The following is a 24,583-nucleotide window of genomic DNA, read 5'->3' as shown; positions in this document are numbered from 1 at the left end:
TTAGAACTTCTTCCGTCGAATACAGCAGTGTAGCAGTTCTTTTGCGTGCCATCAAGGGCAAGCCGAAAGCGTTGCTTTCGATGGCTGGATATATTACCTCAGGCTCGGAATCTAAGAACAATTAGAACTTTCAGTTTGAAGGTTTAAGATGGTCTGTTGTCCTAAGAAAATGAGCAGTTGCCATTTACCTGGCATATTATCAGCGCCATTTAGCATATCAGCTTTGTTGAGTACCTGATAATGATTGTGCTTGTGTGGGCGCAGAAAATTATAGTAAGCAACCCATAAGGCTAAATCGTAATTGGCACCTTCATAATTATCAAAACCATTGGTAGTTCGGTAGGAAACTTTGTAGGTGCGATTGAGACGTTCGATCATCTGTTTATAAGGACGAAATTCTTTTGAAACTTCGTCATCATTGGTTAAACCGATAACCTGTGTGATGGTAAATTTAAAATCATCTTTAAATTTTTTAGCAAACTCCATGGCAGCTAGTGGATATGCACTATATCCATCTGCAATGAATTTAAATTTTTTCGGTAGTTCTGTGAGATGTCGAAAAGCCATTCTCATTGCAAGGATACAGGGACCGACACTTCGGTTGTCTGAGACCTGGTATCCGATGATAGAACGACTTGCAGCATCCATGATAAACCAGATATAAGCTTTGATTCCTCTTACTTTGATATAGGTTTCATCAGCGGTAAAAACATCTCCTGTTTTATAGTCATAATGATCAACAAAGGGCTTAATGCAAACAGCCGCAGTTTTGCAATAGTTAGCAATCTGCTGATGGGAGATGCTGATGTTGTAAAGGTCTTTTAGTGCTTGGGATGTTTTTCTTAGAGATAATCCAAGGTTGATATGTAGGGTCAGGCAAAGAGACATGACGTGTGCGTTGTGTTTGGAAATTTTAAGGATGAAGCATTCTTAGGTAGTGAATTTAAATCCATGGTAAAGAAATCTACAGTGAATTCACGGTAGATGTAATGGAGTTTATATTTATTTTTGCCATAGTCCTCTTTTAGATCCTTCTTCTCAACTTTTTTGAGATTGTGCAGATAATAAGGACATTTCGGATTTACACATTTATGTATACGAAAGAACTTGCGATCTTTTTTAGCTACAAGGGTCTTACCACAGTGAGGGCAGATGAAACGAACAGGTGCAGAAGCTACTTCACCTGAGATGAAAGTCTGACCACAAACTTTACACTGGTATTGTCCGTTTCCACCATTGTTGTCATAGATGAAATGGTGTGGAGCACCGCATAAGGGGCAGATGGTATCTTCAGGAATGGATTTTCCATTGCGTCGTTGCACTGGTTTGAGTGATTTGTGATACTTCCATGTATAGTATTCTAGAAGGAATTGCCAGTCCTGTTTGACAAAGGTTTTAATGACCGGAAGTTCATCAACTTTGAATTTTTGATATTTGGGAGAATGAGAATCATCGAAAGCCCACTGTTTAAGAGGGATATATCTGCAGATAAAATTTAAAAGCCAGCAGATTTGTTGGTGTTGGTATTGAATAAAAGAAAGTAAGTATTGTATAATGTCCATGAGCATTGGCTCCTTTCGGGGATGTTGGTTTGGCGATTGACATTATACCAAAAAAGGGAGGTCAATGCTCTTTTTATTGCAGATTTCCCTAAAAATCAAGGTTTTTAATAGATTTAAACAATAAAAAATGGGTAGTTTTTGACACTACCCAGAAAAATAAGGAGGCATAATTTATGAATCTACAGGAAACAATTCAACAGATAAAACCATTGAATCAAGACGCCATGGCGTATGCAAAGAAACGCTGGGACAGCATTGCTCACCCCCTTCACAGCCTTGGAAAGTTAGAGGATATGGTTGTACAGATTGCAGGAATTACAGGCAATCCTGATGTTCGAAAGCCCAAAAGAGTGCTGGTGCCTATGTGTGCGGATAACGGCGTGGTGGAAGAGGGAGTTACCCAGACCGGGCAGGAAATTACAGCTCTGGTAGCAGAGAATTTTCTTCAGACAAAGGCTGCCTCCAGTATTATTTGCAAAAGTGTAGGGTGTGATATTTTTCCTGTAGACGTAGGCGTTGCCTCAGATGTGAGTATTTTAAATCGTAAAATTGCCTACGGAACAAAGAACATGGCAAAAGAGCCGGCTATGACAAGAGAACAGGCAATACAGGCTCTGGAAACCGGAATTGAAATCGCAGAAATGATGAAGAAAAAAGGCTATGATATGATTGCCACAGGCGAGATGGGAATTGGAAATACTACCACCAGCAGCGCAGTTGCTTCTGTACTTTTAGATCTTCCAGTGGAAACTATGACCGGAAGAGGAGCAGGGCTTTCTACACAGGGATTTCATAAAAAAATACAGGTGATTAAGCAGGCAATTGCTCTGCACAGCCCTAACAAAGAGGACGCAGTAGACGTACTGGCAAAGGTGGGTGGTTTTGATATTGCTGCTATTGCCGGACTGTTTCTTGGAGGTGCGGCTTTACATATGCCAATGCTGATTGACGGTGTGATTTCCGCTACAGGTGCTCTGGCGGCAGCCAGCCTTTGTCCTGTTTCCAGGGATTATATGCTGGCTACTCATGTATCAAAGGAGCCTGCAGGAGCTTTACTGTTAGAAGCCCTTGGAAAAGAAGCACCTCTGCATTGTGATATGTGTCTGGGAGAGGGAACAGGCGCGCTGAATCTTTTCCCGCTTCTGGATACCGGACTGGCTGTGTACAATGGTATGAGCGACTTTAACGGCTGGGGTATGGAGGCTTATAAACCTTTGGATTGATGAGGCGGAAGATATGATTACAGTAATTACAGGAGGCAGCGGCAGCGGAAAATCTGCCTATGCGGAGGAAATTGTGACAAAATTCGGAGATTTAAACCGGATTTATATTGCGACCATGTTTCCTTTTGATAAAGAAAGTCACGAGAGGATTGCCCGCCATCGTCGCATGCGGGCAGAGAAAAATTTTTCTACCATAGAATGTTATACCGGATTAAAAAAGTTAAAGATTCCGGAAAAAAGCTGTGTACTTCTGGAGTGTATGTCAAATCTGACTGCCAATGAAATGTTTCAGAAAAACGGAGCGAGAGTTCACACAGTGGAGGAAATTCTGGAAGGAATTGACTGCCTTCATGTACAGGCAGAGCAGCTTGTAATCGTGACAAATGAAATTTTTTCAGACGGTATAGAGTATGATGCAGAAACAAAACGGTATCAGAGTTATCTGGGACAGATGAATCAGGAACTTTCAAAAAGAGCAGACTGTGTGGTGGAAATAGTCTATGGAATTCCTTTGTTTTATAAAGGAAATCCTGAAAAATTCAAAGAAAAAGAAGGACAGAGAAATGGGACGATTGTGGAATAGCTTTAAAATTGCATTTTCCATGTATTCTAAAATACCGATGCCAAAAAGTGACTGGACAAAGGAAAATATGCGCTACATTATGTGTTTTTTTCCTCTGGTAGGGGTTCTCATCGGAGGAGTTACCTGGCTGTGGGGGTCTTTTGGCGAAGCGCTTACAGAAAGCCGGATTTTTTATGCTTCCGTACTGGTGTTGATACCGGTGCTGATAACCGGCGGTATTCATTTAGACGGGCTGTTGGATACTTCTGACGCCCTTCATTCCTATCAGCCAAGAGAGCGCAAACTGGAGATTTTAAAGGACTCTCATGCCGGAGCCTTTGCCATTATTACAGCAGTGGTATATTTCCTTTTGTATCTGGGTGTGTACAGTGAACTTACCCGAAAAGGTCTGCCAGTTGTGTGCATTGGATTTGTATTATCCAGAGCATTGGGAGGCTTTTCCATTGCAGCCTTTCCCATGGCAAAAAATACGGGGCTGGCAGCAACTTTTTCAGACGGGGCACAGAAAAAATGTGTGAAAATCACCTGCAGTATTTATACGATTATCTGCGTAGCTTTGATGCTGCTGTACAATCCCATTATCGGGGGTTGTGCGATTCTGGGCATAGCTTTGGAATATTTGTATTATTATAAAATGGCAATGAAAGAATTTGGCGGTATTACCGGAGATTTGGCAGGTTTTCATATGCAGCTTAGCGAACTTGTACTGGCTTTTTCCTGCGTGGTGGGAGAGTTAATCTGCAGAGTTCTTTGACAAAAAAGGAGAAAAAAGAGATATGAAACTAATCATAGGCGGCGCTTTTCAGGGGAAAAAAGAATATGTAAAGCAGCAGTTTGGAGTGTCTGAAAAAGAGATGAAAGACGGAAAGGAAGCAGAGTTTGAGGATATTTTTCATGTGACCTGTCTGTATCATTTTCATGAGTGGGTGAAAAAGGGTCTGAAAGAAGGCTGGAACTTTGAAGGGCTTACAGAAAGACTTTTACAGGAAAACCCCCGGCTTTTGCTGATTTCCAATGAATTGGGCTATGGAGTGGTACCCATGGACGCTTTTGACAGAACATACAGAGAAACAACCGGAAGAATCTGCACCTATCTTGCAAAGGAAAGCCAGACCGTAATCCGGGTAGTCTGTGGCATGGGAATGGTGATAAAAAATGCTTAAAATGGTATTGATACGTCATGGGAAAACCTATGGAAATACCCAAGGCAGATACATTGGGGCAAGAACAGACGAACCCCTTTGCCCGGAGGGCAAAGCAGCACTTTTTAAGAGCAGTTATCCAGTGGCAGAGTTTGTATACGTCAGTCCCATGAAGCGCTGTATAGAAACCGCACAGTGTATTTATCCGGGAATCCCCATGGAAAAAAATTTGCTTTTAAAAGAATGCGATTTTGGAGTTTTTGAGAACAAATCTTATAAAGAACTGTCGGGAAATTCCGATTATCAGGCATGGATAGACAGCAACGGAACCCTTCCTTTCCCAGAAGGAGAATCGTCTGAAGCCTTCCAAAGCAGGTGTGCAAAAGGGTTTTTGCAGTGTGTGGAACATGCCATACAGAAGAATATTTCCCGGGCTGCCATGGTGGTACATGGAGGAACGATTATGAGTATTCTCTGTTCTTTTGCACTGCCTAAGGGAGAATATTTTAAATGGCAAATTGAAAATGGAGCTTATTATGAGCTTACTATAGAAGAGAAACTATGGAAACAAGAACAGACCATTGGCCTGGTGAAGAAAGGAAAATTCGGCAATGCTTAAGTGGACAGCAGCAGCCCTTCTTTTGGGCTTTTTTATAGATTTACTTTTAGGGGATCCCAGATGGCTTTATCACCCAGTGCGTATCATAGGAAACAGTATTTCTTTTCTGGAAAAGCGGCTTAGAAAGTGGTTTCCCAAAACCCAAAAAGGAGAGAGAAGAGCCGGGGCGCTTCTGGTGCTTCTTATCTGTATGGGCAGCGGACTGATACCGTTTTGTCTTTTGTATACAGGGTATAAAATTCATGTACTTTTGGGTTTTGCACTGGAAACTTTTTTCTGTTATCAGATGCTTGCAACAAGGTCTTTAAAGGACGAGAGTATGCGGGTATACAGGGAACTGGAGAAAAAAGATTTACCGAAAGCCAGATATGCTGTTTCCATGATTGTGGGACGGGATACAGCAGAACTTACAGAAGAAGGTGTGACAAAGGCAACTGTGGAAACCATAGCAGAAAATACCTCTGACGGTATTATCGCACCTTTATTTTATATGGCGATTGGCGGTCCTGCTTTGATGTTTTTATACAAGGGAATTAATACCATGGATTCCATGGTAGGATATAAAAATGAGAAGTATTTGAATTTCGGAAGATATGCGGCAAAGCTGGACGATATCGCAAACTATATTCCGGCCAGAATTTCTGCCTGGCTTATGATTGCAGGGGCTTATATGGCAGGAATGGACGGAAAAAATGCAAAAAAGATATTTAAAAGAGATCGTTATAAGCATGCCAGTCCCAATTCTGCACAGACAGAGGCAGTTATGGCAGGCGCTCTGGATATTCAGCTGGCGGGAAACGCATATTACTTTGGGAAGCTTTATGAGAAACCTGCCATAGGCGACAGACTGAGGGAGGTAGAAGACAGGGACATCTGTCGTGCAAACCGTCTTTTATATATCAGTGCAGCCTTGGGAACTTTTGTATTTGCAGGAATACGTTTATTGGCAGTCGGAGTTTTGGGGCTGCTTTAAAGGAGAGAAAAATGGCAAATTTACATATACACGGGGGAGATGTATACCGGTATCCCCATGTACTGGATTTTTCGGCAAACTGCAATCCTTACGGAATGCCGGAAGGGGTAAAAAAGGCAGCAAAGGACGCAGTAGAAAAAGCGGAGTGCTATCCTGATGTGGAGTGCAGCAGATTGAGAAAAGCCCTGGCTCTGGAAGAAGAAATTCCCTACGAACAGATTATTTGCGGCAATGGAGCGGCAGATTTGATTTTTGGGCTGGCTCTGGCATTAAAACCTAAAAAAGCCCTTCTTTTGGCGCCTTCTTTTGCTGAATATCAGCAGGCGCTGCAGGCTGTGGGGTGCGAGATTCGTTATCATTATCTGCAGAAAGAGGAGGGATTTATTCCCAATCAAAGTTTTATAGACGCTATTGAGAAAGATACCGATGTGGTGTTTTTCTGCAATCCCAATAATCCTACCGGAGTACTGAAAAATCTGGAATATGTACAAAGCATTGCCGAAAAATGCAGGCAGTGCGGAGCATTTCTGGTATTAGACGAATGCTTTACGGATTTTCTGGAAGACCCTAAAAGCTATACTATGAAGCCATTTTTAAAAGAATATCCGGGACTTTTTCTGGTTCGGGCATTTACAAAAAAGTATGCCATGGCAGGATTGCGGCTGGGATATGGATTTTGTAGTGACAGTAAAATACTGGCTCAAATGCGAGCAGTCATGCAGCCGTGGAATGTATCGGTGATTGCTCAGGCAGCAGGAGAGGCAGCTTTAAAAGAAAGGACTTATGTAGAGGAAACTCTTGGAAAAATCCGAAAGGAGAGAAAATTTCTGCTCAGGGAACTTGAAAAAAGGGAATTTCAGATTTATGGATCTGAGGCAAATTATATTTTCTTTCAGGGACCTGAAGGGCTGAGAGAGAAGTGCCTTGAAAAAGGCGTATCTATTCGGGACTGCAGCAATTATGAAGGGCTGGGAAATGGATATTATCGTATTGCGGTCCGAAGAGAAGAAGAAAATGAAAGACTTTTGAAGGTATTTGATGAAATAGAAATATAGAAAAGAGAGGAAGAGGGATTATGGCAAAAGCAATTATGATACAGGGAACCATGTCCAATGCAGGGAAGAGTTTGCTTACCGCAGGTCTTTGCCGGATTTTTAAGCAGGACGGATATAAGGTGGCTCCCTTTAAGTCACAGAATATGGCGCTGAATTCTTTTATTACAGAGGAGGGAATGGAGATGGGACGGGCGCAGGTGATGCAGGCAGAGGCGGCTAAAATCAAGCCGTCTGTGCTGATGAACCCCATTCTTTTGAAGCCGACCAATGACACGGGAAGTCAGGTAATTGTAAACGGAGAAGTGCTTGGAACCATGAGTGCCAGAGATTATTTTGCCTATAAGAAGCAGCTGATTCCGGAGGTAATGAAGGCATATCACAAGCTGGAAGAAGAGTATGATATTATTGTGATTGAAGGTGCGGGAAGTCCGGCAGAAATCAATTTGAAACAGGAAGATATTGTAAATATGGGTATGGCAAAACTGGCAAAAGCACCGGTGCTTCTGGTAGGAGATATTGACCGGGGGGGAGTTTTTGCACAGCTTGTAGGAACCATTATGCTGCTGGAAGAAGATGAGCAGCGAATGGTAAAAGGTATGATTATCAATAAATTCCGGGGTGACAAAACCATACTGGATCCGGGAGTAAAAACACTGGAGGAGAAGACGAACATTCCGGTGGTGGGTGTTGCACCGTATATGGAGCTGGAGGTTGAAGATGAGGATAGCCTGACCGAGCGCTTTTCAGGAAATCAGGAGGTTGGCGTGTTGGATATTGCGGTTATTCGAGTTCCTAGAATCTCTAATTTTACGGATTTTAATGCTTTGGAAGTCATTCCCGGCGTGTCCCTGCGCTATGTAAAAAACGTCAATGAATTAAAAAATCCAGACATGATTATTTTGCCCGGAACGAAAAACACCATGGAAGATTTACTGTGGTTAAGACAGAACGGATTGGAAGCAGCTGTGCTGAAAAAGGCAGCGGAAGGCAAGGTGATTTTCGGTATCTGTGGTGGTTATCAGATGCTTGGAGAAACGCTTTCCGACCCGGAACATGTGGAAGCCGGAGGCGAAATCAAGGGTATGGGGCTTTTGCCTATGCATACGGTTTTTAAAGAATCCAAGACCAGAACCAGAGTCCAGGGAAGATTTCCAAAAGTGGAAGGAATCCTGCATACACTCATGGGAGTGCAACTGGAAGGTTATGAAATCCATATGGGAGAAAGTACGCTTTCTCAGGGAGCAGAAAGCCTGACAGAAATTACGGACATGGTAAAAACAGGAGTCCAAAATGGACGGCGCGTACTGCAAAAATGTCTACGGCTCTTATGTGCATGGAATCTTTGATAAAGAAGATGTGGCGAAAAAGGTAGTAGAAGGACTGGGAGAACAAAAGGGCATCGATGTATCCAATATGGCGGGAGTCAATTTTGCGGAATTTAAAGAAACACAGTATGATAAGCTGGCAGAGGGACTTCGGAAACATTTGGATATGAAGAAAATATATGAGATTCTGGAACAGGGAATCTGAAAGGCGGCAGGTATGAAGATACAACTGGAGAATGTAAAACCAAGGGAAATTGAAACAAGAAGCTTTGAAATTATTACGGAAGAACTGGGAGAGAAAGAACTGATTCCGGGAACAGAATTGATTGTAAAAAGGTGTATTCACACAAGTGCAGATTTTGATTATGCGGAGAATCTGTGTTTCTCTGAAGGAGCAGTAGAAAAGGCTTTGGAGGCCATTAAAAACGGCGCCTGCATTGTGACGGATACCCAGATGGCAAAGGCAGGAATCAACAAAAAAGCCCTGGCAAAATACGGGGGAGAGGTGTATTGCTTTATGTCTGATGAAGACGTGGCAGAAAAGGCAAAGGAGCTGGGAAGTACCAGAGCGACAGTTAGTATGGACAAGGCGGCTTCTCTGAACAAACCTCTGATTTTTGCCATTGGAAATGCACCTACAGCTCTGGTAAGACTGTACGAACTTATAGAAGAGAAAAAAATTTCACCATATTTGATTATAGGGGTTCCTGTGGGCTTCGTAAATGTGGTACAATCAAAGGAAATGATTATGGATACACAGGTTCCTTATATTGTTGCAAGAGGAAGAAAGGGAGGCAGCAACATTGCGGCATGTATCTGTAATGCATTACTGTACATGATTGACAATGAGAGAGATTACTGGAAATAAAAATCCAGGAAAGGAAAGCTATGAAGTGTGAAAGATGCGGGAAAGAACTTTCAGATGCGGATTTGTATTGCAGTCGCTGCGGACAGGCCGTATTTCCGGAATATATGGACGAAACAGACGTCTGGGCATACTATAAGTCAGATGAGGAACTGGAACAGATTCTAAAGAAAGAGCAGGAAGCAGACTCTTTAGAAGTTTCAGAAAAAGAGGAAGAAGCCCAAAAGACGGATACTTCCGTACAGGAAGTGCAGACAGAGGCAGACTTTGCAAAAGGGAAGTGCCCGGAAAAGATAAAAAAAGGCTTTTGGGGCAGAAGAAAAGAAAAAAAGGCAGAATCCGTTGAGAATCCAAAAGAAGAGGGAAGCGCGGAAAAAGCTGGTGCAGAAAAGGAAGAAAACGCAGATTTTGAAGTCGGGGAAAATGCAGATAATTCGGAAACTCTTACAGAAACAGCAGGAGAAGAAATTGAGAGGAAGGAAGCGCCTGCTTTGGAAAACTCTATGAAAGATCCGGAATCGGCAATAACAAACCTTGCAGAAGAAAGTGAAGAATCAGAGCCGGAAACGGAGTCTGACAGCTTAGAAGATCCTATGGAATCAGAGCCGGAAATCGAAGTTTTTACAGAAGAAGCGGATAAAGAAGAACCAGAAGTAACCGCTTTTCTGGAGCAGGAAACAGCGGAGAATCCAGAACCGGAAGAATGTATTCAGGAACCGGAAGAAGAATCGGAAGCTTTCCTGGAAGAGGAAAACTTTTTTGCAGAAGAAGACGAAAAAGAGGAAAAAGAAAAGCAGCCGTTGCCCCCTGAGAGAAGAAAAAGCAGAAGACGCACGGTTCTCCTATCTACGCTGTTTCTTACTCTTTGCCTGGCAGCAGGAATTGCCCTTGGCTTTCATAAGATAAAGGAAATGGAGCAGCAGGAAAAAGCATATTATCAGGAAACAGTGAATAAAAACAGCAAGGAAGCAGTAAAGGAAAAGAGTTCGGAGGTTGCTGCACCAGCGGAGGGACAGAAGAAGGAAGAGTTTTTTAAGCTTATAAAAGCAGAAGAGATTGATTTTTCCAAATACAAAAAGATACAGCCAAAGGGCACAGAGGAAAATTCAGTGAAGCAGTCAGAAAATTATGATTACAGTGCGAAAAGCGTTGTGGACGGAAATGCTTCCACCTCCTGGCAGGAAAACGAGGAGGGTACAGGAGAAGGAAAGGGTATAAAGCTGTCTTTAGACGGAATCCACAAAATTCGCTATATGGTACTGTATCTGGGAAACTGGCGAAGTGATGAGCTTTGGCAATACAATTCCAGACCAAAGGTTCTGACCATACAGGTAGGAGATAAGCAGAAAAAAGAGGTAGAGTTTTCTGATGAAAAGAAAAAATTCTGTCTTTCTTTTGATGAACCCGTAGAGGCTTCTTATGTATCTTTATATCTGAAATCTGCATACGAAGGTTCCAGATGGCAGGATACCTGCATTTCAGAAGTTGAATTATATGAATAAAGGTAAATGTTTTCGCCATACAGAGTGGTTTCTCCATCTGTGTGGCGTTTTCCTTTCTTTGCTTTTACTTTGGGTATATGGTATTATAAAACCAGTGACTGCAAACACGAAGTCATGGTATGTTTTAAGAAGAAGTTTTAGATAAGGAGAGAAATCATGGAGTGGAAAATACCTGTGCTTTTTCCCATAAAGGGAGTAATTTTTGATATGGACGGGCTGATGTTGGATACAGAGAGAATCATTCAGTACAGTTGGGAAGTAACGGGAGCAGAATTGGGCTATTCCGGATTTGGTGAAAATATTTTAAATACGTTGGGAATGAGCCGTGTACAGAGAAATCAGTATTTTCTGGAAAAATATGGCGAGGATTTTCCGCTTCAGAGATTTACAGACCGTTATCATGAAATTTATCATGCTTATGAGCAAACCCATGGGATTCCAAAGAAAAAGGGGTTGGTTCTGCTTTTAGAACTTTTAAAAAGCAGGCAGATTCCAATGGCAGTGGCAACCTCTACCCACAGCGAGTATACCATACCTGAATTGAAACGGCAGGGCATTGAACGCTATTTTCAGGAAGTCATTACAGGAGAGATGGTGGCAAGGGGAAAGCCTTCTCCTGAAATTTATCAGCTTGCCTGTAAAAAGCTGGGGCTCAGACCAGAGGATGCGCTGGCTCTGGAGGACTCCTATAACGGAATCCGTTCTGCCTGCGAGGCAGGAACAAAGGTGGTTATGATTCCTGATATTTTGACCGAGGACGCACCGGTGAGGGAGTGTCTGTATGGGAAAATGGAATCTCTGGAGTCTGTGGCGAAGTGGATAGCAGGGGATATATTTATATGTGATAAAAGATGATCTTTAAAATAGACAGACGAAGTGAAGAAACTCTTGTGTCTGGCTCACTCCGTCTGCCTATTATATTGGTATTTTCCAAAACATTACTTTTTGTTTACTAAAAACATCTCCATTTTTTGAAATCCTAGATTTTCCTCGCGCTGCTTTTATTTTTCCAGCGCCTGTAAATGCTCCACCAGCAGTTTCCGGATTCCCGGATATTCGCCCAGTCCCTTGACAACGGGTTCCACTTCGTATCCGGCCGCCTTAAACTGACTGTACCAGGAATCTGGATCATCGCCAGCCATATCGTTTTTCGCATGATCCCCTGCCACAATCATAAAGGGCGCCAGCACCACTTTGGAAGGCTTATAATTTTTTATCATTTTCAGAAGGCTTTCCATAGTCGGATATGCTTCTACAGTTCCCAGGAAAATATTTTCATATCCTTTATCCTTAAAGGTATAATCAAGAGCCGCATAAATGGAATTGGCATAATGGGTGGTACCGTGGCCCATAAGCACCAGCACCTCGTCCCTGGTGAGATGAGAAAATTCTTCTGCCACAGCCTGAATGACTTCCAGATTGTCCTGCTCATTGGTGAGAAGGGGATCCCCAAAGGAAATGGAATGAAAGTATTCCCGATAGGAGAGAGCGTCCTCTTTCATCAAATCATTTTCAATGCCATTGATAACATGGGTGGGCTGAACCAGAACGTCTGTAATGCCGTCTGCGCGCATTTGCTCCATAGCTTCTTTTACGGTATGAATATGCACATTGTCCCGCTTGTTTACCTTTTTGATAATCATTTTGCTGGTCCAAGCTCGGTACAGAGGATAATCCGGGAATGCGTTCTGCATATCTTGTTCAATGGCATCAATGGTGACTGCTCTGGTATCGTTGTGGCTGGTGCCGAAGCTTACTGCCAAAATCGCTTTTTTTGTATTTTCTGACATGATTTTTGTACCTCCGTAGTGTGGATTTAAGTTAATTTCTGCAATGTATTTTTCCAGTGTTTTTAAATTTTTCGGCAAAGGGAGAGAGGCTTTTAAAATACCTTTTTTGCACAAGCTTTCAAAAAGTTCTAATACAGCCGGAGGTTCCAGATTGGTCCGGCGCAGGGCTGCCCGGTTTCCGAAAACTTCAGCAGGACTGCCGTGCATCAGTACCTTTCCCTCATGAAACAGCATAATTTCATCTGCCCACTCATAAGCATAATTCACGTCATGGGTTGCCATTAGCACAGTAATGCCGTTTTCTGTCATGCGGTCTACAATGTGATTGACCATGGCTGTATGTTTGGGATCCAGGGCAGCGGCAGGCTCGTCCAGGATAATAATATCCGGGTGCATAACCAGAATATCGGCAATAGAAACCTGCTTTTTCTGACCGCCGCTTAATGCATGGGTGGGTTTGTGACGGAAGGGGGTGATTTCCAAATAATCAATGACTTCCTCCACCTTTTTTTTGGCCTGCTCTTCGGAAACGCCCAGATTCAGAATCCCGAAGGAGATTTCCTGATACACACTGGCAGAAAAAAGCTGGTTGTCCGGATCCTGAAAAACAATTCCCACCTTGCTGCGGAGATTTAAGAGTCCCTTCCTATTATATTGTACTTCTTCCCCATTAAAATACAGCTTTCCGGACTGAGGTCTGTGGATTCCTGTACAACAGAGAAAAAAGGTAGATTTTCCGCTGCCGTTTGCTCCCATAAAAGCCACTTTCTGTCCACGGCGAATTTCCAGAGAAAGTCCGTTTAAGGAATGGGAGTGGTCATCATCATAAGAAAAATGCAGGTCTTCTGCTTTTAAAATAATATCTGAATTCATGAAAAGAATCTCCTCCATACAGCAAAAATAAATAAAGCAGTATCAAACAGCACAATGGCAACAATGACTTTTTTCTTTGGGGGCTGATTTTCTGAAAGTACCCGTATGGTGCCGTCATAACACCTGGCCTCCATGGCGTCATAAAGACGGTTGGAGCGCTGAACAGCCCGTATCATCAGCACAGAGCCAAGAAGTCCGAAGGATTTCAGGGAAGTTTTATAATTTCTGTTTCCAAGCCTGCAGTTCTGGGACGTGGAAATCGCAGAGGCAATGTCCAGAAGTACGAAAATAAAGCGGTAGATTAAAAGCATCAGCTCAATCAGTAATTTTGGACAGCGCAGTTTTTTCAAAACCTCCAGAATATCCGGCATGGGAGTGGTAAAGGACAGAAAGTACAGACAGGAAACAGCCGCAAGGGCTGTGAGAATAAGCTGTATCGCATAAAAAAAGGAATGAAAGCTTGCTGTCAGATACCAGTTTCCAATGGGAATAGCGAAAAAATCCATGGGGGTACGTTTTAAATTGAACATAATGGCAATGGTGCTTAAAAACAAAAATGCCAGAGGTACAGTGAGAAATTTTAAATAACGCAAAACAGGGACTCCCCCTTTCCAAACGGTAAGAATCCCTGTCACAGCTAACACGATACCTGCCACTGCAGCCGAACGACTCATCACACAGATACAAAGTGTAATCACTGCAAAGGCAAATTTCTCACTGGCATTTTCATATCTAAGCCGGGAATTGTAACACAGCTTGTCAATGACTATCATAGAAACTCCTTTCGCCAGAGAACTTTAGTTTTCGTCTTTTAACCATTTTTTACGCTCTACAAAGCGTCCCATAATAAAAGCAATCACACCCACGCCGATACCGGTCTGCAGGCAGAAAAGCAGGCTCTCTACTTCTCCGGGGAGTTCGCCGCCAATCAGTTTTTCAAAAATGGGAGTTGCCCAGGGCTCGTAGGAAGAATCAACTTCCTCAACCACCGTGCTTCCGGCGTCATCAGAGCCGCCGAATTCCGCGTCTTTTAAGACAAACAGCGGAACAAATGCAATTAAGAAGATTACCACAATGGCAAGAATGACTTTTTTCTTCATCTTACTTTCCCTCCTTTAAATAACCAATGGCACGAAGCTCAGGTTTTGCATAGGATTCCAGACCCCATGATAATCAGTACGGTAATGACTCCTTCAATCAGTGCCAGAGGTATCTGAGTAGGAGCAAATACCATTAAGAATTTGCCAAAAGCAGCGCCAAAGGTGGTGTCTGCGTTGTGTGCCAGCGCCATCTGCGCTGCGGTTACGCAGTAGGTAAACAAATCGCCTAAAAATGCAGCAAAGAAGACACAGACTTTTTTGCTCAGATTTGTCTTCTGAAGTAATTTATATACACCGTAAGAAACAAAGGGTCCTGCGATTGCCATGGAAAAGGTGTTTGCACCAATGGTAGTAAGTCCGCCATGTGCCAGCAAAATAGCCTGGAACAAAAGGACAATCAGTCCCAGAATGGAAACCGCGGCAGGGCCGAATAAAATGGCCCCAAGTCCTGTACCTGTCATGTGAGAACAGCTTCCTGTTACGGAAGGAATTTTCAAAGAAGAAATCACAAAGACAAAGGCGCCGGACATGGCAAGCAGTGTGACCAGGTTTCTGTGTTCGTTTAACGTCTTTTTAATAGACATGAATCCTGCAATGAGAAACGGGATACAAAGAACACCCCATGCAATGCAGAATCCGCCCGGAAGGTAGCCTTCCATAATGTGCATGGCACTGACGGTTGGGACAATGCCGAAGGTAAGCGCAAAGGCGCTTGCCAGTACAAGAATCCGTTTTTGATTTTTACTCATTTTTCTTCTCCCTTCTGATTTTCATGAATAAAAGTTTTATAAATAGAAAAAAACCTGTACGGCAAAGACCGACAGGCATCAGAAGAACAAGAGGGGGATAGCAAAGTGAATTGATCTGCTATGAGCCAACCTGTTCTTACACAAGGCCATCGTTCGTAACCTGTGTAAATCGCATGTATAAGGCAGGTCTTCTGACTCAGGTATCATTGCTGTATTTTCGCCTTCCCGAAAAATCTCAGTGACATATTGAAACTACAGCTCCTCCATTACAGCGGCGTGACCGTGTAAGATTTTCACTTAACTTTCCTATTCTCCTGCATGGCAGGCACCTTGATACATTCAATTCTTGCTTCATTGTAACATATAGGGAGATTTTGTCAATGTTTTCGGAAAGAAAATTGTACAAAAATTACAAAATACTTAAGTTGCGTCTAAAAGAATTCTATGCTAAGATGAAAAAAGATTTTTAGAAAAGCAACAAAAGATATGGGAGATTAAAAATATGAGTATTTCCATGATTGGCATTGACTACAGCAGGGCAGCCGTGGATATCCGGGCGCAGTTTTCTTTTACGAAAAAAAATGCCGTAGCCGCAATGGAGCATTTAAAGGCAGAACCGGGGATTGCAGGCTGTATTATCTTATCAACCTGCAACCGAATGGAAATCTGGGCAAGCACAGAGGAGGAGTGGCAGGGATCGCTCTATGAATTTTTGTGTAGGGAAAAGGAGAAGGAACCGGGGCTTTACAGGCAATACTTTACGGAGAGGACAGAGGAAGAGGCGGTTAAACATTTGTTTTACTTGACCAGTGGGCTGAAATCCCAGATTCTGGCAGAGGATCAGATTATTACCCAGGTAAAGGACGCCTTAAGCCTTTCAAGGGAATCCTACTGCACAGACAATGTGTTGGAGGTGCTGTTTCGCATGGCAGTGACAGCAGCAAAAAAGGTAAAGACAAAGGTGGTTTTCTCAAGAGGCAACAGCTCGGTCATTCATCAGGCCATTCACTGTCTGGAGGAAAAAGGCTTTTCTCTTTTTGGTAAAACCTGTATGGTGATTGGAAATGGAGAAATGGGAAAAGTAGCGGCTCTGGCGCTTAAGGAGGCCGGAGCAGAGGTGACGGTCACTGTGCGGCAGTACAGAAGTGGTGTGGTGAATATTCCAAGAGGCTGCCAGCGGATTAATTATGGGGACAGAGGAGAATTTCTGCCTCAGTGCGATTTGGTGGTCAGTGCAACAGCGAGTCCCAATTATACCCTGACAAGAGAACTTTTAGAGGAAGCAGAGCCTTCCGAACATCTGATTCTTATTGATCTGGCTGTGCCTAGGGATATTGAGCCAACAGTGGGAGAGCTGGATGGTATTACCCTTTATGACATTGACAGCTTTAAAATTTCCGCAGCTTCGCCAAAACTGAAGGAAAGTATGGAAAAGGCAGGGGAGATTTTGAAAGAGCAGATGGAAGACTTCTACAACTGGTATGGAGGAAGAAATCTGATTCCCAGAATCCAGGATATCAAGGCAGAGGCTGTGCAGGATTTGAATCTGCGTATTTTAAAGATTCTCAGGAAAACCCCTATGGAGGACACTGACAGGGAAAATCTGTTAAATGCCATTGATACAGCGGCGGCAAAGGTTGTCAATAAAATGATGTTCGGGCTTAAGGATTTTTTAGAGGAGCAGGAATTTTTGAATTGTGTGGAAGGGCTGGAAAAGCTGTATGAAGACTGAAGAAAAGAAATTTTTTCCCATGTTTGTGGATTTAAGCGAAAAAAAGGCAGTGGTGCTGGGGGCAGGTGTGATTGCTACCAGAAGAGTGAAGACGCTTTTGGACTTTGTGGGAGAGCTTGCAGTGATTGCTCCTGTCTGCACAGAGGAAATGGCATCTCTTGCGGCAGAGGGAAAGCTGGTATACAGGCAGAAGTCCTATGAAAGAGAGGATTTGTATGATGCGGATCTTGTGCTTGCCGCTACAGATGATGAGAAGGTCAATGAGGATATTTACAGTGCCTGTAAATGTCTTGGTATACCGGTGAATACAGCCAGTAATCAGCTTAAGTGTGATTTTCATTTTCCGGGTATTCTGGAATACGACGGGGTGGTGCTGGGCTTTAACGGCAGCGGAAAAAACCACAAAAAAGTAAAAGAGGTACGGCAGAAAACACAGAAGGCCTTAGAACAAAGCCGAAAGGAAGAGGAAATATGCGAAAAATAATCATTGGAAGCCGGGAAAGCAGGCTGGCTGTGGTGCAGAGTGAAATGGTGAAAAAGGCCATTGAAAACAGTGGAAATGGGGTAGAAGCAGAAATCTGTACCATGAAGACCACAGGGGATAAAATTTTAGACAGAACCCTGGATAAAATCGGAGGAAAGGGACTTTTTGTAAAGGAGCTGGATAAGGCGCTTCTGGATAAAAGAACTGATATTTCCGTGCATAGCTTAAAAGATATGCCCATGGAAGTATCTGAGGAATTACCTCTTTTGGCATTTTCCAAAAGAGAGGACCCAAGAGATGTGCTGGTGCTTCCCAAAGGAACGGATACCTTGGATAAGACAAAGCCCATAGGCTGCTCCAGCCTCAGAAGAATTTTGCAGCTCAAAGAGCTTTATCCAGATATGGAGTGCAAAAGTGTCCGGGGAAACGTACAGACAAGGCTTGCAAAGTTGGACAGCGGGGAATACAGCGGACTGATTCTGGCGGCAGCCGGCTTAAAGCGTCTGGGACTGAAAAATCGGATTTCCCGTTATTTTGAGCCAGAGGAGATGATTCCGGCAGCAGGACAGGGAATCCTGGCCGTACAAGGACGCAGAGGAGAGGACGCAGGTTACCTGACAGAGTTTGCCAGCAGGGAAAGTCTTTATGCAGCAACAGCAGAAAGAGCCTTTGTCCGTTTTCTGGACGGCGGCTGTTCTTCTCCGGTAGCGGCTCATGCAGTGCTAAAGGGAGAGGAGCTTTTCCTTTTGGGACTTTATTATGATGAGAAAACCGGAAACTATGAAAAGGGCGATAAGACAGGCAGTGCAAAAGACGCAGAAGAGCTGGGAATTTCCCTGGCAAAGGAACTTCGCAGCAGATGTGAAAAAAGACAGGAAGGGAGAGCATAGTATGAATACAGGAAAAGTCTGGCTGGTAGGCGCAGGCCCGGGTGATGTAGGACTGCTCACCGTAAAAGGTATGGAAATCTTAAGGCAGGCAGAGGTGGTTGTTTACGACAGTTTGGTAGGTCAGGAGATTCTCTCACGGATACCGGAACAGGTGCGGTGCATCAATGTGGGAAAACGGGCTTCTCATCATACTATGCCCCAGGAACAGATTAATCAGGTGCTGGTAGAGGAGGCTAAAAAAGGATACCGTGTGGTGCGGCTAAAGGGCGGCGACCCCTTCCTTTTCGGTAGAGGCGGAGAGGAGTTGGAACTGCTGGTGAAAGAAGGGATTCCCTATGAAGTGGTGCCGGGAGTGACTTCTCCCATTGCAGTGCCTGCCTACAACGGGATTCCGGTGACACACAGAGATTTTACCTCGTCTGTGCATATTATTACAGGACATAAAAAGCAGGGAGCAGCCTATGATATTGACTTTGAAGCCCTGGTTCGTACAAAGGGAACCCTGGTCTTTTTGATGGGTGTCAGCGCCCTGTCGGATATCTGTGGGTCTTTGCTGCAGGCAGGTATGGATAAGGATATGCCTGCCGCGATTTTGCAGAAAGGCACTACAGCAGGACAGAAGCGGATTGTGGCAACCATTTCCACTTTAGAAGAAGAGGTAAAGAGGCAGGGAATTGAAACCCCCGCGATTATTGTGGTGGGAAGAGTCTGTGCTCTTTCAGAGGAATTTGCATGGCATGAAAAGCTGCCTCTTTCCGGATATAAGGTTTTAGTGACCCGTCCCAGAGATTTGATTTCCTCTATGGCAGAAAAATTGCGCCTTATGGGAGCAGAAGTGCTGGAGCTGCCTGCCATTCGCACAGAGCCAGTGGAGGAAAATGCACAGCTTTTGGAAGTTCTGGAAAAATTGGATACTTATCAGTGGACTGTGTTTACCAGTCCTACAGGAGTGCGGGTGTTCTTTGAAAAACTGCAGGAATGCCATACAGATATCCGTGCTCTGGCAAAGCTGAAAATTGCAGCCATTGGAAAGGGAACAACAAAGGCATTAAAGGAAAGAGGAATTTTTGCAGATTATATGCCGGAAATTTTTGACGGGGAAGCCTTGGGAAGGGGACTGTGTGAGCTTTGTGAAGGAACAGAAAAAATCCTTTTGCCCAGAGCCAGAATGTGCAACCAGGAAATTCTTACAGAGCTATCTCAAAAGCCGGGAATCCAGGTGGATGATATTCCTATTTACGATACTTTTTATGAAACAAGAGATTTGATTGACCGCAAAAAAGGATTTGAAACAGGGGATATTGACTGTGCAGTCTTTACCAGTGCTTCTACAGTAAGAGGCTTTCGAGAGGCGGCAAAAGGGCTTGACTTTACAAAGGTGCGGGCAGCTTGCATTGGCAGACAGACACAGGCAGAGGCAGATGCCCTTGGCATGGAAACTTACAGAGCCAGGGAAGCGTCTATTGACAGCCTTTTGGAACTGGTAATAGAATTAAAGGGAAAAACAGCCCGTAAGTAAGGCAAAAGGAGTGGAAGTTATGGAAATGAATATTAGACCCAGAAGATTGAGAGGAAGCGAAATCATGCGGAAAATGGTCAGAGAAACAAGGGTGGACAAGAGTTCTCTGATTTATCCGCTTTTTGTAAAAGAAGGAACTGGTATCAAGGAAGAAATCCCTACCATGCCGGGACAGTACCGCTACAGCATTGATATGTTACCAGAGGCTCTGGGGGAGCTTTTGGACGCTGGAGTGAATAAAGTGATGTTTTTTGGTATTCCTGATGTAAAGGACGAAGTGGGAAGCCAGGCATATGCCAGAAACGGCATTGTACAGAGAACTCTGGAAAAAGCAAGGGCAGAGTTTGGACAGGACATGTATCTTATTACAGATGTATGTATGTGTGAATACACCTCTCACGGACACTGCGGCGTACTCTGCGGTCATGAGGTGGAAAATGATCAGACTTTAGAGCTTCTGGCAAAAACCGCTTTATCCCATGTGCAGGCAGGTGCGGATATGGTAGCGCCGTCAGACATGATGGACGGAAGAGTGAGGGCTATCCGCAGCATTCTGGATCAAAACGGACACAAGGAAATTCCAATTATGTCCTATGCTGTGAAATATGCCTCTGCCTTTTACGGTCCATTCCGTGATGCAGCAGGCTCTGCGCCATCTTTTGGGGACAGAAAGAGCTATCAGATGGATTTCCACAACAGAAGAGAGGGCATCAAGGAGGCGCTTTTAGACGTGGAAGAAGGTGCAGATATTATCATGATTAAGCCTGCCATGTCTTATCTGGATATGGTGCGTGAGGTCAAAGACAGGATTCAGCTCCCTGTGGCAACTTATTCTGTCAGTGGCGAATACGCCATGGTAAAGGCAGGAGCAAAGCTGGGCTATATTGAAGAAGACCGGATTATCTGTGAAATGGCAGTCAGCGCTTACCGTGCGGGAACAGATATTTATCTCACCTATTTTGCTAAGGAAATTGCCAGATTTATTGAGGAAGGAAGAATCGGATAATGACAAAATCAGAAGAATTATTTCAAAGAGCAGTAAAAAGAATTCCGGGCGGAGTGAACAGTCCGGTGCGCGCCTATGGATCTGTGGAGGAGGCGCCCCGTTTTATTCAGGGGGCAGTGGGCAGCAAAATTTTTGATGTGGACGGAAACGAATATATTGATTATATTGATTCCTGGGGACCTATGATTCTGGGACACAACAATCAGCAGATAAAAGAGGCAGTAATCCGTGCCAGTGAAAACGGTCTGAGTTTTGGCTGTGCTACAGAAAAAGAAGTAGAGATGGCAGAATTTATCTGTGAGAGAATTCCACATGTGGAAATGATTCGTATGGTAAATTCCGGTACAGAGGCAGTGATGAGCGCACTTCGTGTGGCAAGAGGCTATACAGGAAAATCTAAAATCATTAAATTTGCAGGCTGTTATCATGGTCACACAGACGCTATGCTGGTAAGTGCAGGAAGCGGTGTCATGACAAGTGGAGTGCCGGACAGTGCAGGTGTGCCAAAGGGCTGCACCCAGGATACCATGATTGCCGTATATAATGATTTAAAAAGTGTGGAGTGCTTAATGGAAGAGAGCAACGACCAGGTGGCAGCCGTGATTGTAGAGCCTGTGGGAGCAAACATGGGCGTGGTTCCTCCGGCAGAAGGCTTTTTGCAGGGACTTCGAGATTTGTGCGACAAACATAAAGCGCTTCTGATTTTTGATGAGGTAATTACAGGCTTCCGTCTGAGTTTTTCCGGGGCAGCAGGCTATTTCGGCATCACTCCGGATTTAGTAACCTATGGAAAGATTATCGGCGCAGGTATGCCGGTAGGCGCTTACGGCGGAAGAAGAGAAATTATGGAAATAGTGGCTCCGGCAGGCCCTGTGTATCAGGCAGGAACTTTAAGCGGCAATCCTATTGCCATGGCAGCCGGCCTGGCTCAGCTTAAAATTCTCTGGGAGGATCAGGACATTTACAAGCGTCTGTATCAGAAGGGTGAGCTGCTCTTCGACGGAATCCGTAAGATTTTCAAAGAAAAGGAAGTGCCGTATCAGGTGAATTCTGTATCTTCGCTGGGCTGCATTTTCTTTACCAAAGAAAAGGTCACAGATTATGCCTCTGCAAAGACTTCGAATACAAAGGCATTTTCAGATTATTTCCAGTACATGCTGAATCATGGGGTGCATATGGCGCCTTCTCAGTTTGAAGCCATGTTTCTCTCTGATGCACATACGGAAACAGAAATTCAGGCTACCTTGCAGCTTTTACAGGATTATTTTGCATAAAAGGGGGAACTTATGAAATTTTTCACACCGGGCATTGTTCTTCCCATTGCGTTTTTCGTCACTGTGGCTATTTTTATTGTCTTGCAGAATCGGGGCAATAAAAAGCTTCTTTTAGACAGAATCAAAAATTCCTGGGGTAAAATTCCTCAAAAAGAGTATACTTACGAAGAACTGGAGCATATTGCCCAGTTCTTTCGTCAGCGTGAAAAAGAAGAATTTTCCATTGATGATATCACCTGGAATGATTTGGACATGAATCGTATTTTTATTCTGATGAATCAATGTACTTCTCCAGTGGGCGCAGAGCGGCTTTATGAGCTTTTGCGAAGACCAGTTTTTGAGGCAGAGGAGCTGAAAGAAAGGCAGCGTCTTATGGAGTTTTTCCGAACCCATGAAACAGAACGGCATTTGGTGCAGACCATTCTTTCCAATATCAGGCGTCCGGGAAATGTAAGTGTATTTGAAGCTGTTCATGTCACCTCTGAGGTGACAATTCAGGGGAAAAAGGGACAGATTTGCTGTTTTGCAGCTTTTTTGCTTTCTCTTGTCTGTTTTATTTTAAAGCCCAATCCCGGTGTATTGATTTTTCTTGCTGTATGTGGGTTTAACATTGCAACCTATTGGGGGAAAAAGGGGGAAATTGATGCATATCTGACCAGCTTTCGCTGTGTGCTGCAGCTTCTCAGGGCAGAAAAGCTGCTGGAAAAGGCAGGGATTTCGGAACTGAAGACCTATGAAGAACAGGGAAGACAGTACAGGAAAGCACTGTCCGGGTTTCAAAAAGGTGCATTCTGGGTTACAGACAGAAGTAGTCTGGGAAGCAGCGGACTGGACGACCTTTTGAAGGATTATATCCGTATGACAACCCATATTGACCTGATAAAGTTTCACGATATGATGAAAAGTATGCAGGAGCATATGGTAGAGGCAGAAGGGCTGATTTCCCTTTTGGGTTATCTGGACAGTATGATTTCCATAGCCTCTTTTCGGGAAATTTTGCCTTATTATTGCCTGCCTGATTTTGATGCAGGGACTCAGGCTTCTATGGAGGTAAAGGAGTTATATCACCCTCTGATTAACAATCCGGTTGCCAACAGTATTACAGCCAGAGGTGGGGTTTTGGTTACAGGCTCCAACGCTTCCGGAAAATCCACATTTCTGAAAAATATTGCAATTAATGCTATTTTAGCACAGACTGCTTATACCTGTACTGCAGCTTCCTATAAAGCACCCTTTTTCAAGGTTATGACTTCTATGGCGTTGCGGGACGATTTGGAAAGCGGAGAAAGCTATTTTATCGTGGAAATCCGTTCTTTAAAGAGAATTCTGGACGAGGCGAAAAAGAAAGAAAATTTGCTGTGTATTATTGACGAGGTGCTTCGGGGAACCAATACCATTGAGCGTATTGCCGCTTCCTCCGAGATTTTGTGGAATATCTGCGGAGAAAATGTACTGTCCTTTGCGGCTACCCATGATATTGAGCTATCTTATATTCTGGAGGATCGCTATACAAACTATCATTTTGAGGAGGAAGTAAGGAAAGAGGACGTGGTTTTTAATTACCTGCTGAAAGAGGGCAGAGTTACTACCCGAAATGCCATTCGCCTTCTGGAAATGATGAAATACGGCAAAAAGATTACCGAAGAGGCGCGAAAGGCAGTGGAGCATTTTGAGTCTGCAGGCTTATGGGAAAAAATTGAAGAATGAAGAAGGAAATGTCGAGAAATACGAGAAGATAGAATATAAATTCTGACAAATTATCTTGACATTTGAGGAAAAGATTGTCATAATAGAATTGTCGAAAGACATGAAAGTGTTCTCAATAATGTCGACTTTTCTTAATTTCGTATAGCAATTGCTCATTGAAATTATAAACAATCTGTTCGCTTTTGGAAGAAGGAAAAGCCTGAATGTACAAAAGAAGGTTCCATTCTTCCTCTGTGTCGGCAGATGCGTCTTATATGTTATAATCATACATATTCTTTTATAAGGGGGTGCCAGAAAGCACCCCTGTTTTCTTACTTTGTTAGCAGAATCCGTGTCCGTTTCCACAGCACAGAAGCAGGATCAGAATCAAAAAGCAGCTGTTGTCATTTCCACAACCGCAGCCGTCATTTCCAAATCCGTTTCCGCAGCAGCATAAAAGTAAAAGAATCCAGATAATACAACTGCAATCTCCAAAGCCTCTTCCCGACATATTACCTCCGCAGTTGTCTTCGCAGCCGCAGCCACAGTTTGTAGCAGCTAAATCACTCATGTTTGTTCCTCCAGATATTTTGTTTACACTTACATATTATGTGCCTTCCAAAAAAAGGTG

At 43.6% G+C, this 24,583-nt stretch carries 21 protein-coding genes, 4 pseudogenes and 1 riboswitch; of the genes and pseudogenes, 18 read left to right on the top strand and 7 right to left on the bottom strand.

Annotation, left to right across the window (positions count from 1 at the left end):
* Positions 1-111: 111 nt before the first annotated feature.
* Positions 112-1,562, bottom strand: a pseudogene (locus tag DQQ01_RS18160) (DDE-type integrase/transposase/recombinase).
* A 173-nt stretch (positions 1,563-1,735) separates the two neighbouring features.
* Here DQQ01_RS18160 and cobT point away from each other — a divergent pair.
* From cobT to DQQ01_RS09550, 11 genes and pseudogenes are all read left to right on the top strand, one after another.
* Positions 1,736-2,785, top strand: a complete 1,050-nt coding sequence (gene cobT / locus DQQ01_RS09600) for a nicotinate-nucleotide--dimethylbenzimidazole phosphoribosyltransferase (RefSeq protein ID WP_111919852.1) — start codon at positions 1,736-1,738, stop codon at positions 2,783-2,785.
* A 13-nt stretch (positions 2,786-2,798) separates the two neighbouring features.
* On the top strand, positions 2,799-3,368 hold the full coding sequence (locus DQQ01_RS09595; RefSeq protein ID WP_111919851.1) for a bifunctional adenosylcobinamide kinase/adenosylcobinamide-phosphate guanylyltransferase: 570 nt from the start codon (positions 2,799-2,801) through the stop codon (positions 3,366-3,368).
* On the top strand, positions 3,349-4,122 hold the full coding sequence (gene cobS / locus DQQ01_RS09590; RefSeq protein ID WP_111919850.1) for an adenosylcobinamide-GDP ribazoletransferase: 774 nt from the start codon (positions 3,349-3,351) through the stop codon (positions 4,120-4,122). Before DQQ01_RS09595 ends, cobS begins: the two co-directional genes overlap by 20 nt.
* A gap of 22 nt (positions 4,123-4,144) precedes the next feature.
* Positions 4,145-4,531 (top strand): bifunctional adenosylcobinamide kinase/adenosylcobinamide-phosphate guanylyltransferase, encoded by a 387-nt coding sequence (locus DQQ01_RS09585; RefSeq protein ID WP_111919849.1) that lies wholly within the window; start codon positions 4,145-4,147, stop codon positions 4,529-4,531.
* Complete coding sequence (locus DQQ01_RS09580) at positions 4,524-5,129, top strand: histidine phosphatase family protein (protein ID WP_111919848.1); 606 nt, start codon at positions 4,524-4,526, stop codon at positions 5,127-5,129. The genes DQQ01_RS09585 and DQQ01_RS09580 overlap by 8 nt, the downstream gene beginning before the upstream one ends.
* On the top strand, positions 5,122-6,102 hold the full coding sequence (gene cbiB / locus DQQ01_RS09575) for an adenosylcobinamide-phosphate synthase CbiB (RefSeq protein WP_111919847.1): 981 nt from the start codon (positions 5,122-5,124) through the stop codon (positions 6,100-6,102). Before DQQ01_RS09580 ends, cbiB begins: the two co-directional genes overlap by 8 nt.
* Positions 6,103-6,113: 11 nt before the next feature.
* Entirely contained in the window at positions 6,114-7,157 is a 1,044-nt protein-coding gene (locus DQQ01_RS09570; protein WP_111919846.1) for a pyridoxal phosphate-dependent aminotransferase, read from the top strand.
* A 20-nt stretch (positions 7,158-7,177) separates the two neighbouring features.
* Positions 7,178-8,687, top strand: a pseudogene (locus DQQ01_RS09565) (cobyric acid synthase).
* 12 nt (positions 8,688-8,699) lie between these two features.
* Complete coding sequence (locus DQQ01_RS09560) at positions 8,700-9,350, top strand: precorrin-8X methylmutase (RefSeq protein WP_111919845.1); 651 nt, start codon at positions 8,700-8,702, stop codon at positions 9,348-9,350.
* Positions 9,351-9,370: 20 nt separating this feature from the next.
* Entirely contained in the window at positions 9,371-10,849 is a 1,479-nt protein-coding gene (locus DQQ01_RS09555) for an NADase-type glycan-binding domain-containing protein (protein ID WP_111919844.1), read from the top strand.
* Positions 10,850-11,005: 156 nt separating this feature from the next.
* Complete coding sequence (locus DQQ01_RS09550; RefSeq protein ID WP_111919843.1) at positions 11,006-11,704, top strand: HAD family hydrolase; 699 nt, start codon at positions 11,006-11,008, stop codon at positions 11,702-11,704.
* Positions 11,705-11,850: 146 nt separating this feature from the next.
* Here DQQ01_RS09550 and DQQ01_RS18155 read toward each other — a convergent pair whose 3' ends face one another.
* From DQQ01_RS18155 to DQQ01_RS09530, 5 genes and pseudogenes are all read right to left on the bottom strand, one after another.
* Positions 11,851-12,639, bottom strand: a complete 789-nt coding sequence (locus DQQ01_RS18155) for a sirohydrochlorin cobaltochelatase (protein ID WP_242980725.1) — start codon at positions 12,637-12,639, stop codon at positions 11,851-11,853.
* A 318-nt stretch (positions 12,640-12,957) separates the two neighbouring features.
* Positions 12,958-13,512: pseudogene (locus DQQ01_RS18150) on the bottom strand (energy-coupling factor ABC transporter ATP-binding protein); the annotation flags it as partial.
* A complete protein-coding gene (gene cbiQ, locus DQQ01_RS09540; RefSeq protein WP_111919841.1) occupies positions 13,509-14,285 on the bottom strand; it encodes a cobalt ECF transporter T component CbiQ in 777 nt (258 codons plus the stop codon). The gene cbiQ and the pseudogene DQQ01_RS18150, both read right to left, overlap by 4 nt.
* Before the next feature lie 24 nt (positions 14,286-14,309).
* Entirely contained in the window at positions 14,310-14,612 is a 303-nt protein-coding gene (locus DQQ01_RS09535; RefSeq protein ID WP_111919840.1) for a cobalt ECF transporter S component CbiN, read from the bottom strand.
* Between the two features lies 1 nt (position 14,613).
* Positions 14,614-15,361: pseudogene (locus tag DQQ01_RS09530) on the bottom strand (energy-coupling factor ABC transporter permease).
* A gap of 164 nt (positions 15,362-15,525) precedes the next feature.
* Positions 15,526-15,710, bottom strand: a riboswitch (cobalamin riboswitch).
* Between the two features lie 153 nt (positions 15,711-15,863).
* On the opposite strand from DQQ01_RS09530, the gene hemA reads away from it, so the two are divergent.
* From hemA to DQQ01_RS09495, 7 genes are read left to right on the top strand one after another with little or no spacing between them, the layout of a single operon-like run.
* Positions 15,864-17,093, top strand: coding sequence for a glutamyl-tRNA reductase (gene hemA, locus DQQ01_RS09525; RefSeq protein ID WP_111919839.1), 1,230 nt, complete (start codon positions 15,864-15,866; stop codon positions 17,091-17,093).
* Positions 17,083-17,577, top strand: a complete 495-nt coding sequence (locus DQQ01_RS09520; RefSeq protein ID WP_111919838.1) for a precorrin-2 dehydrogenase/sirohydrochlorin ferrochelatase family protein — start codon at positions 17,083-17,085, stop codon at positions 17,575-17,577. Before hemA ends, DQQ01_RS09520 begins: the two co-directional genes overlap by 11 nt.
* Positions 17,565-18,467 (top strand): hydroxymethylbilane synthase, encoded by a 903-nt coding sequence (hemC, locus tag DQQ01_RS09515; RefSeq protein ID WP_111919837.1) that lies wholly within the window; start codon positions 17,565-17,567, stop codon positions 18,465-18,467. Before DQQ01_RS09520 ends, hemC begins: the two co-directional genes overlap by 13 nt.
* Before the next feature lies 1 nt (position 18,468).
* Positions 18,469-19,986 carry a uroporphyrinogen-III C-methyltransferase gene (cobA, locus tag DQQ01_RS09510; RefSeq protein ID WP_111919836.1) on the top strand — a complete coding sequence of 506 codons (1,518 nt, stop codon included), beginning with the start codon at positions 18,469-18,471 and terminating at the stop codon, positions 19,984-19,986.
* A 19-nt stretch (positions 19,987-20,005) separates the two neighbouring features.
* A complete protein-coding gene (hemB, locus tag DQQ01_RS09505; protein WP_199797950.1) occupies positions 20,006-20,992 on the top strand; it encodes a porphobilinogen synthase in 987 nt (328 codons plus the stop codon).
* Positions 20,992-22,266, top strand: a complete 1,275-nt coding sequence (hemL, locus tag DQQ01_RS09500) for a glutamate-1-semialdehyde 2,1-aminomutase (protein ID WP_111919835.1) — start codon at positions 20,992-20,994, stop codon at positions 22,264-22,266. Before hemB ends, hemL begins: the two co-directional genes overlap by 1 nt.
* A 12-nt stretch (positions 22,267-22,278) precedes the next feature.
* A complete protein-coding gene (locus DQQ01_RS09495; protein ID WP_111919834.1) occupies positions 22,279-23,973 on the top strand; it encodes a MutS-related protein in 1,695 nt (564 codons plus the stop codon).
* Between the two features lie 319 nt (positions 23,974-24,292).
* Here the strand turns inward: DQQ01_RS09495 and DQQ01_RS09490 are convergent, their stop codons facing one another.
* Entirely contained in the window at positions 24,293-24,523 is a 231-nt protein-coding gene (locus DQQ01_RS09490; protein WP_111919833.1) for a chorion class high-cysteine HCB protein 13, read from the bottom strand.
* Between the last annotated feature and the right edge of the window lie 60 nt (positions 24,524-24,583).

The sequence above is a fragment of the Blautia argi genome (assembly GCF_003287895.1).
Lineage (GTDB): Bacteria > Bacillota > Clostridia > Lachnospirales > Lachnospiraceae > Blautia > Blautia argi.
This window is presented reverse-complemented; position numbering and strand designations above follow the sequence as displayed.

Coding starts and splice junctions, on each gene's coding strand:
- DQQ01_RS09595 (WP_111919851.1), top strand. CDS start 2,799: ATGATTACAGTAATTACAGGAGGCAGCGGCAGCGGAAAATCTGCCTAT.
- DQQ01_RS09490 (WP_111919833.1), bottom strand. CDS start 24,523: ATGAGTGATTTAGCTGCTACAAACTGTGGCTGCGGCTGCGAAGACAAC.
- hemA (WP_111919839.1), top strand. CDS start 15,864: ATGAGTATTTCCATGATTGGCATTGACTACAGCAGGGCAGCCGTGGAT.
- DQQ01_RS09570 (WP_111919846.1), top strand. CDS start 6,114: ATGGCAAATTTACATATACACGGGGGAGATGTATACCGGTATCCCCAT.
- DQQ01_RS09495 (WP_111919834.1), top strand. CDS start 22,279: ATGAAATTTTTCACACCGGGCATTGTTCTTCCCATTGCGTTTTTCGTC.
- hemL (WP_111919835.1), top strand. CDS start 20,992: ATGACAAAATCAGAAGAATTATTTCAAAGAGCAGTAAAAAGAATTCCG.
- hemB (WP_199797950.1), top strand. CDS start 20,006: ATGGAAATGAATATTAGACCCAGAAGATTGAGAGGAAGCGAAATCATG.
- cobT (WP_111919852.1), top strand. CDS start 1,736: ATGAATCTACAGGAAACAATTCAACAGATAAAACCATTGAATCAAGAC.
- cbiQ (WP_111919841.1), bottom strand. CDS start 14,285: ATGATAGTCATTGACAAGCTGTGTTACAATTCCCGGCTTAGATATGAA.
- cobS (WP_111919850.1), top strand. CDS start 3,349: ATGGGACGATTGTGGAATAGCTTTAAAATTGCATTTTCCATGTATTCT.
- cobA (WP_111919836.1), top strand. CDS start 18,469: ATGAATACAGGAAAAGTCTGGCTGGTAGGCGCAGGCCCGGGTGATGTA.
- DQQ01_RS09560 (WP_111919845.1), top strand. CDS start 8,700: ATGAAGATACAACTGGAGAATGTAAAACCAAGGGAAATTGAAACAAGA.
- cbiB (WP_111919847.1), top strand. CDS start 5,122: ATGCTTAAGTGGACAGCAGCAGCCCTTCTTTTGGGCTTTTTTATAGAT.
- DQQ01_RS09535 (WP_111919840.1), bottom strand. CDS start 14,612: ATGAAGAAAAAAGTCATTCTTGCCATTGTGGTAATCTTCTTAATTGCA.
- DQQ01_RS09585 (WP_111919849.1), top strand. CDS start 4,145: ATGAAACTAATCATAGGCGGCGCTTTTCAGGGGAAAAAAGAATATGTA.
- DQQ01_RS09520 (WP_111919838.1), top strand. CDS start 17,083: ATGAAGACTGAAGAAAAGAAATTTTTTCCCATGTTTGTGGATTTAAGC.
- DQQ01_RS09580 (WP_111919848.1), top strand. CDS start 4,524: ATGCTTAAAATGGTATTGATACGTCATGGGAAAACCTATGGAAATACC.
- DQQ01_RS09550 (WP_111919843.1), top strand. CDS start 11,006: ATGGAGTGGAAAATACCTGTGCTTTTTCCCATAAAGGGAGTAATTTTT.
- DQQ01_RS18155 (WP_242980725.1), bottom strand. CDS start 12,639: ATGTCAGAAAATACAAAAAAAGCGATTTTGGCAGTAAGCTTCGGCACC.
- DQQ01_RS09555 (WP_111919844.1), top strand. CDS start 9,371: ATGAAGTGTGAAAGATGCGGGAAAGAACTTTCAGATGCGGATTTGTAT.
- hemC (WP_111919837.1), top strand. CDS start 17,565: ATGCGAAAAATAATCATTGGAAGCCGGGAAAGCAGGCTGGCTGTGGTG.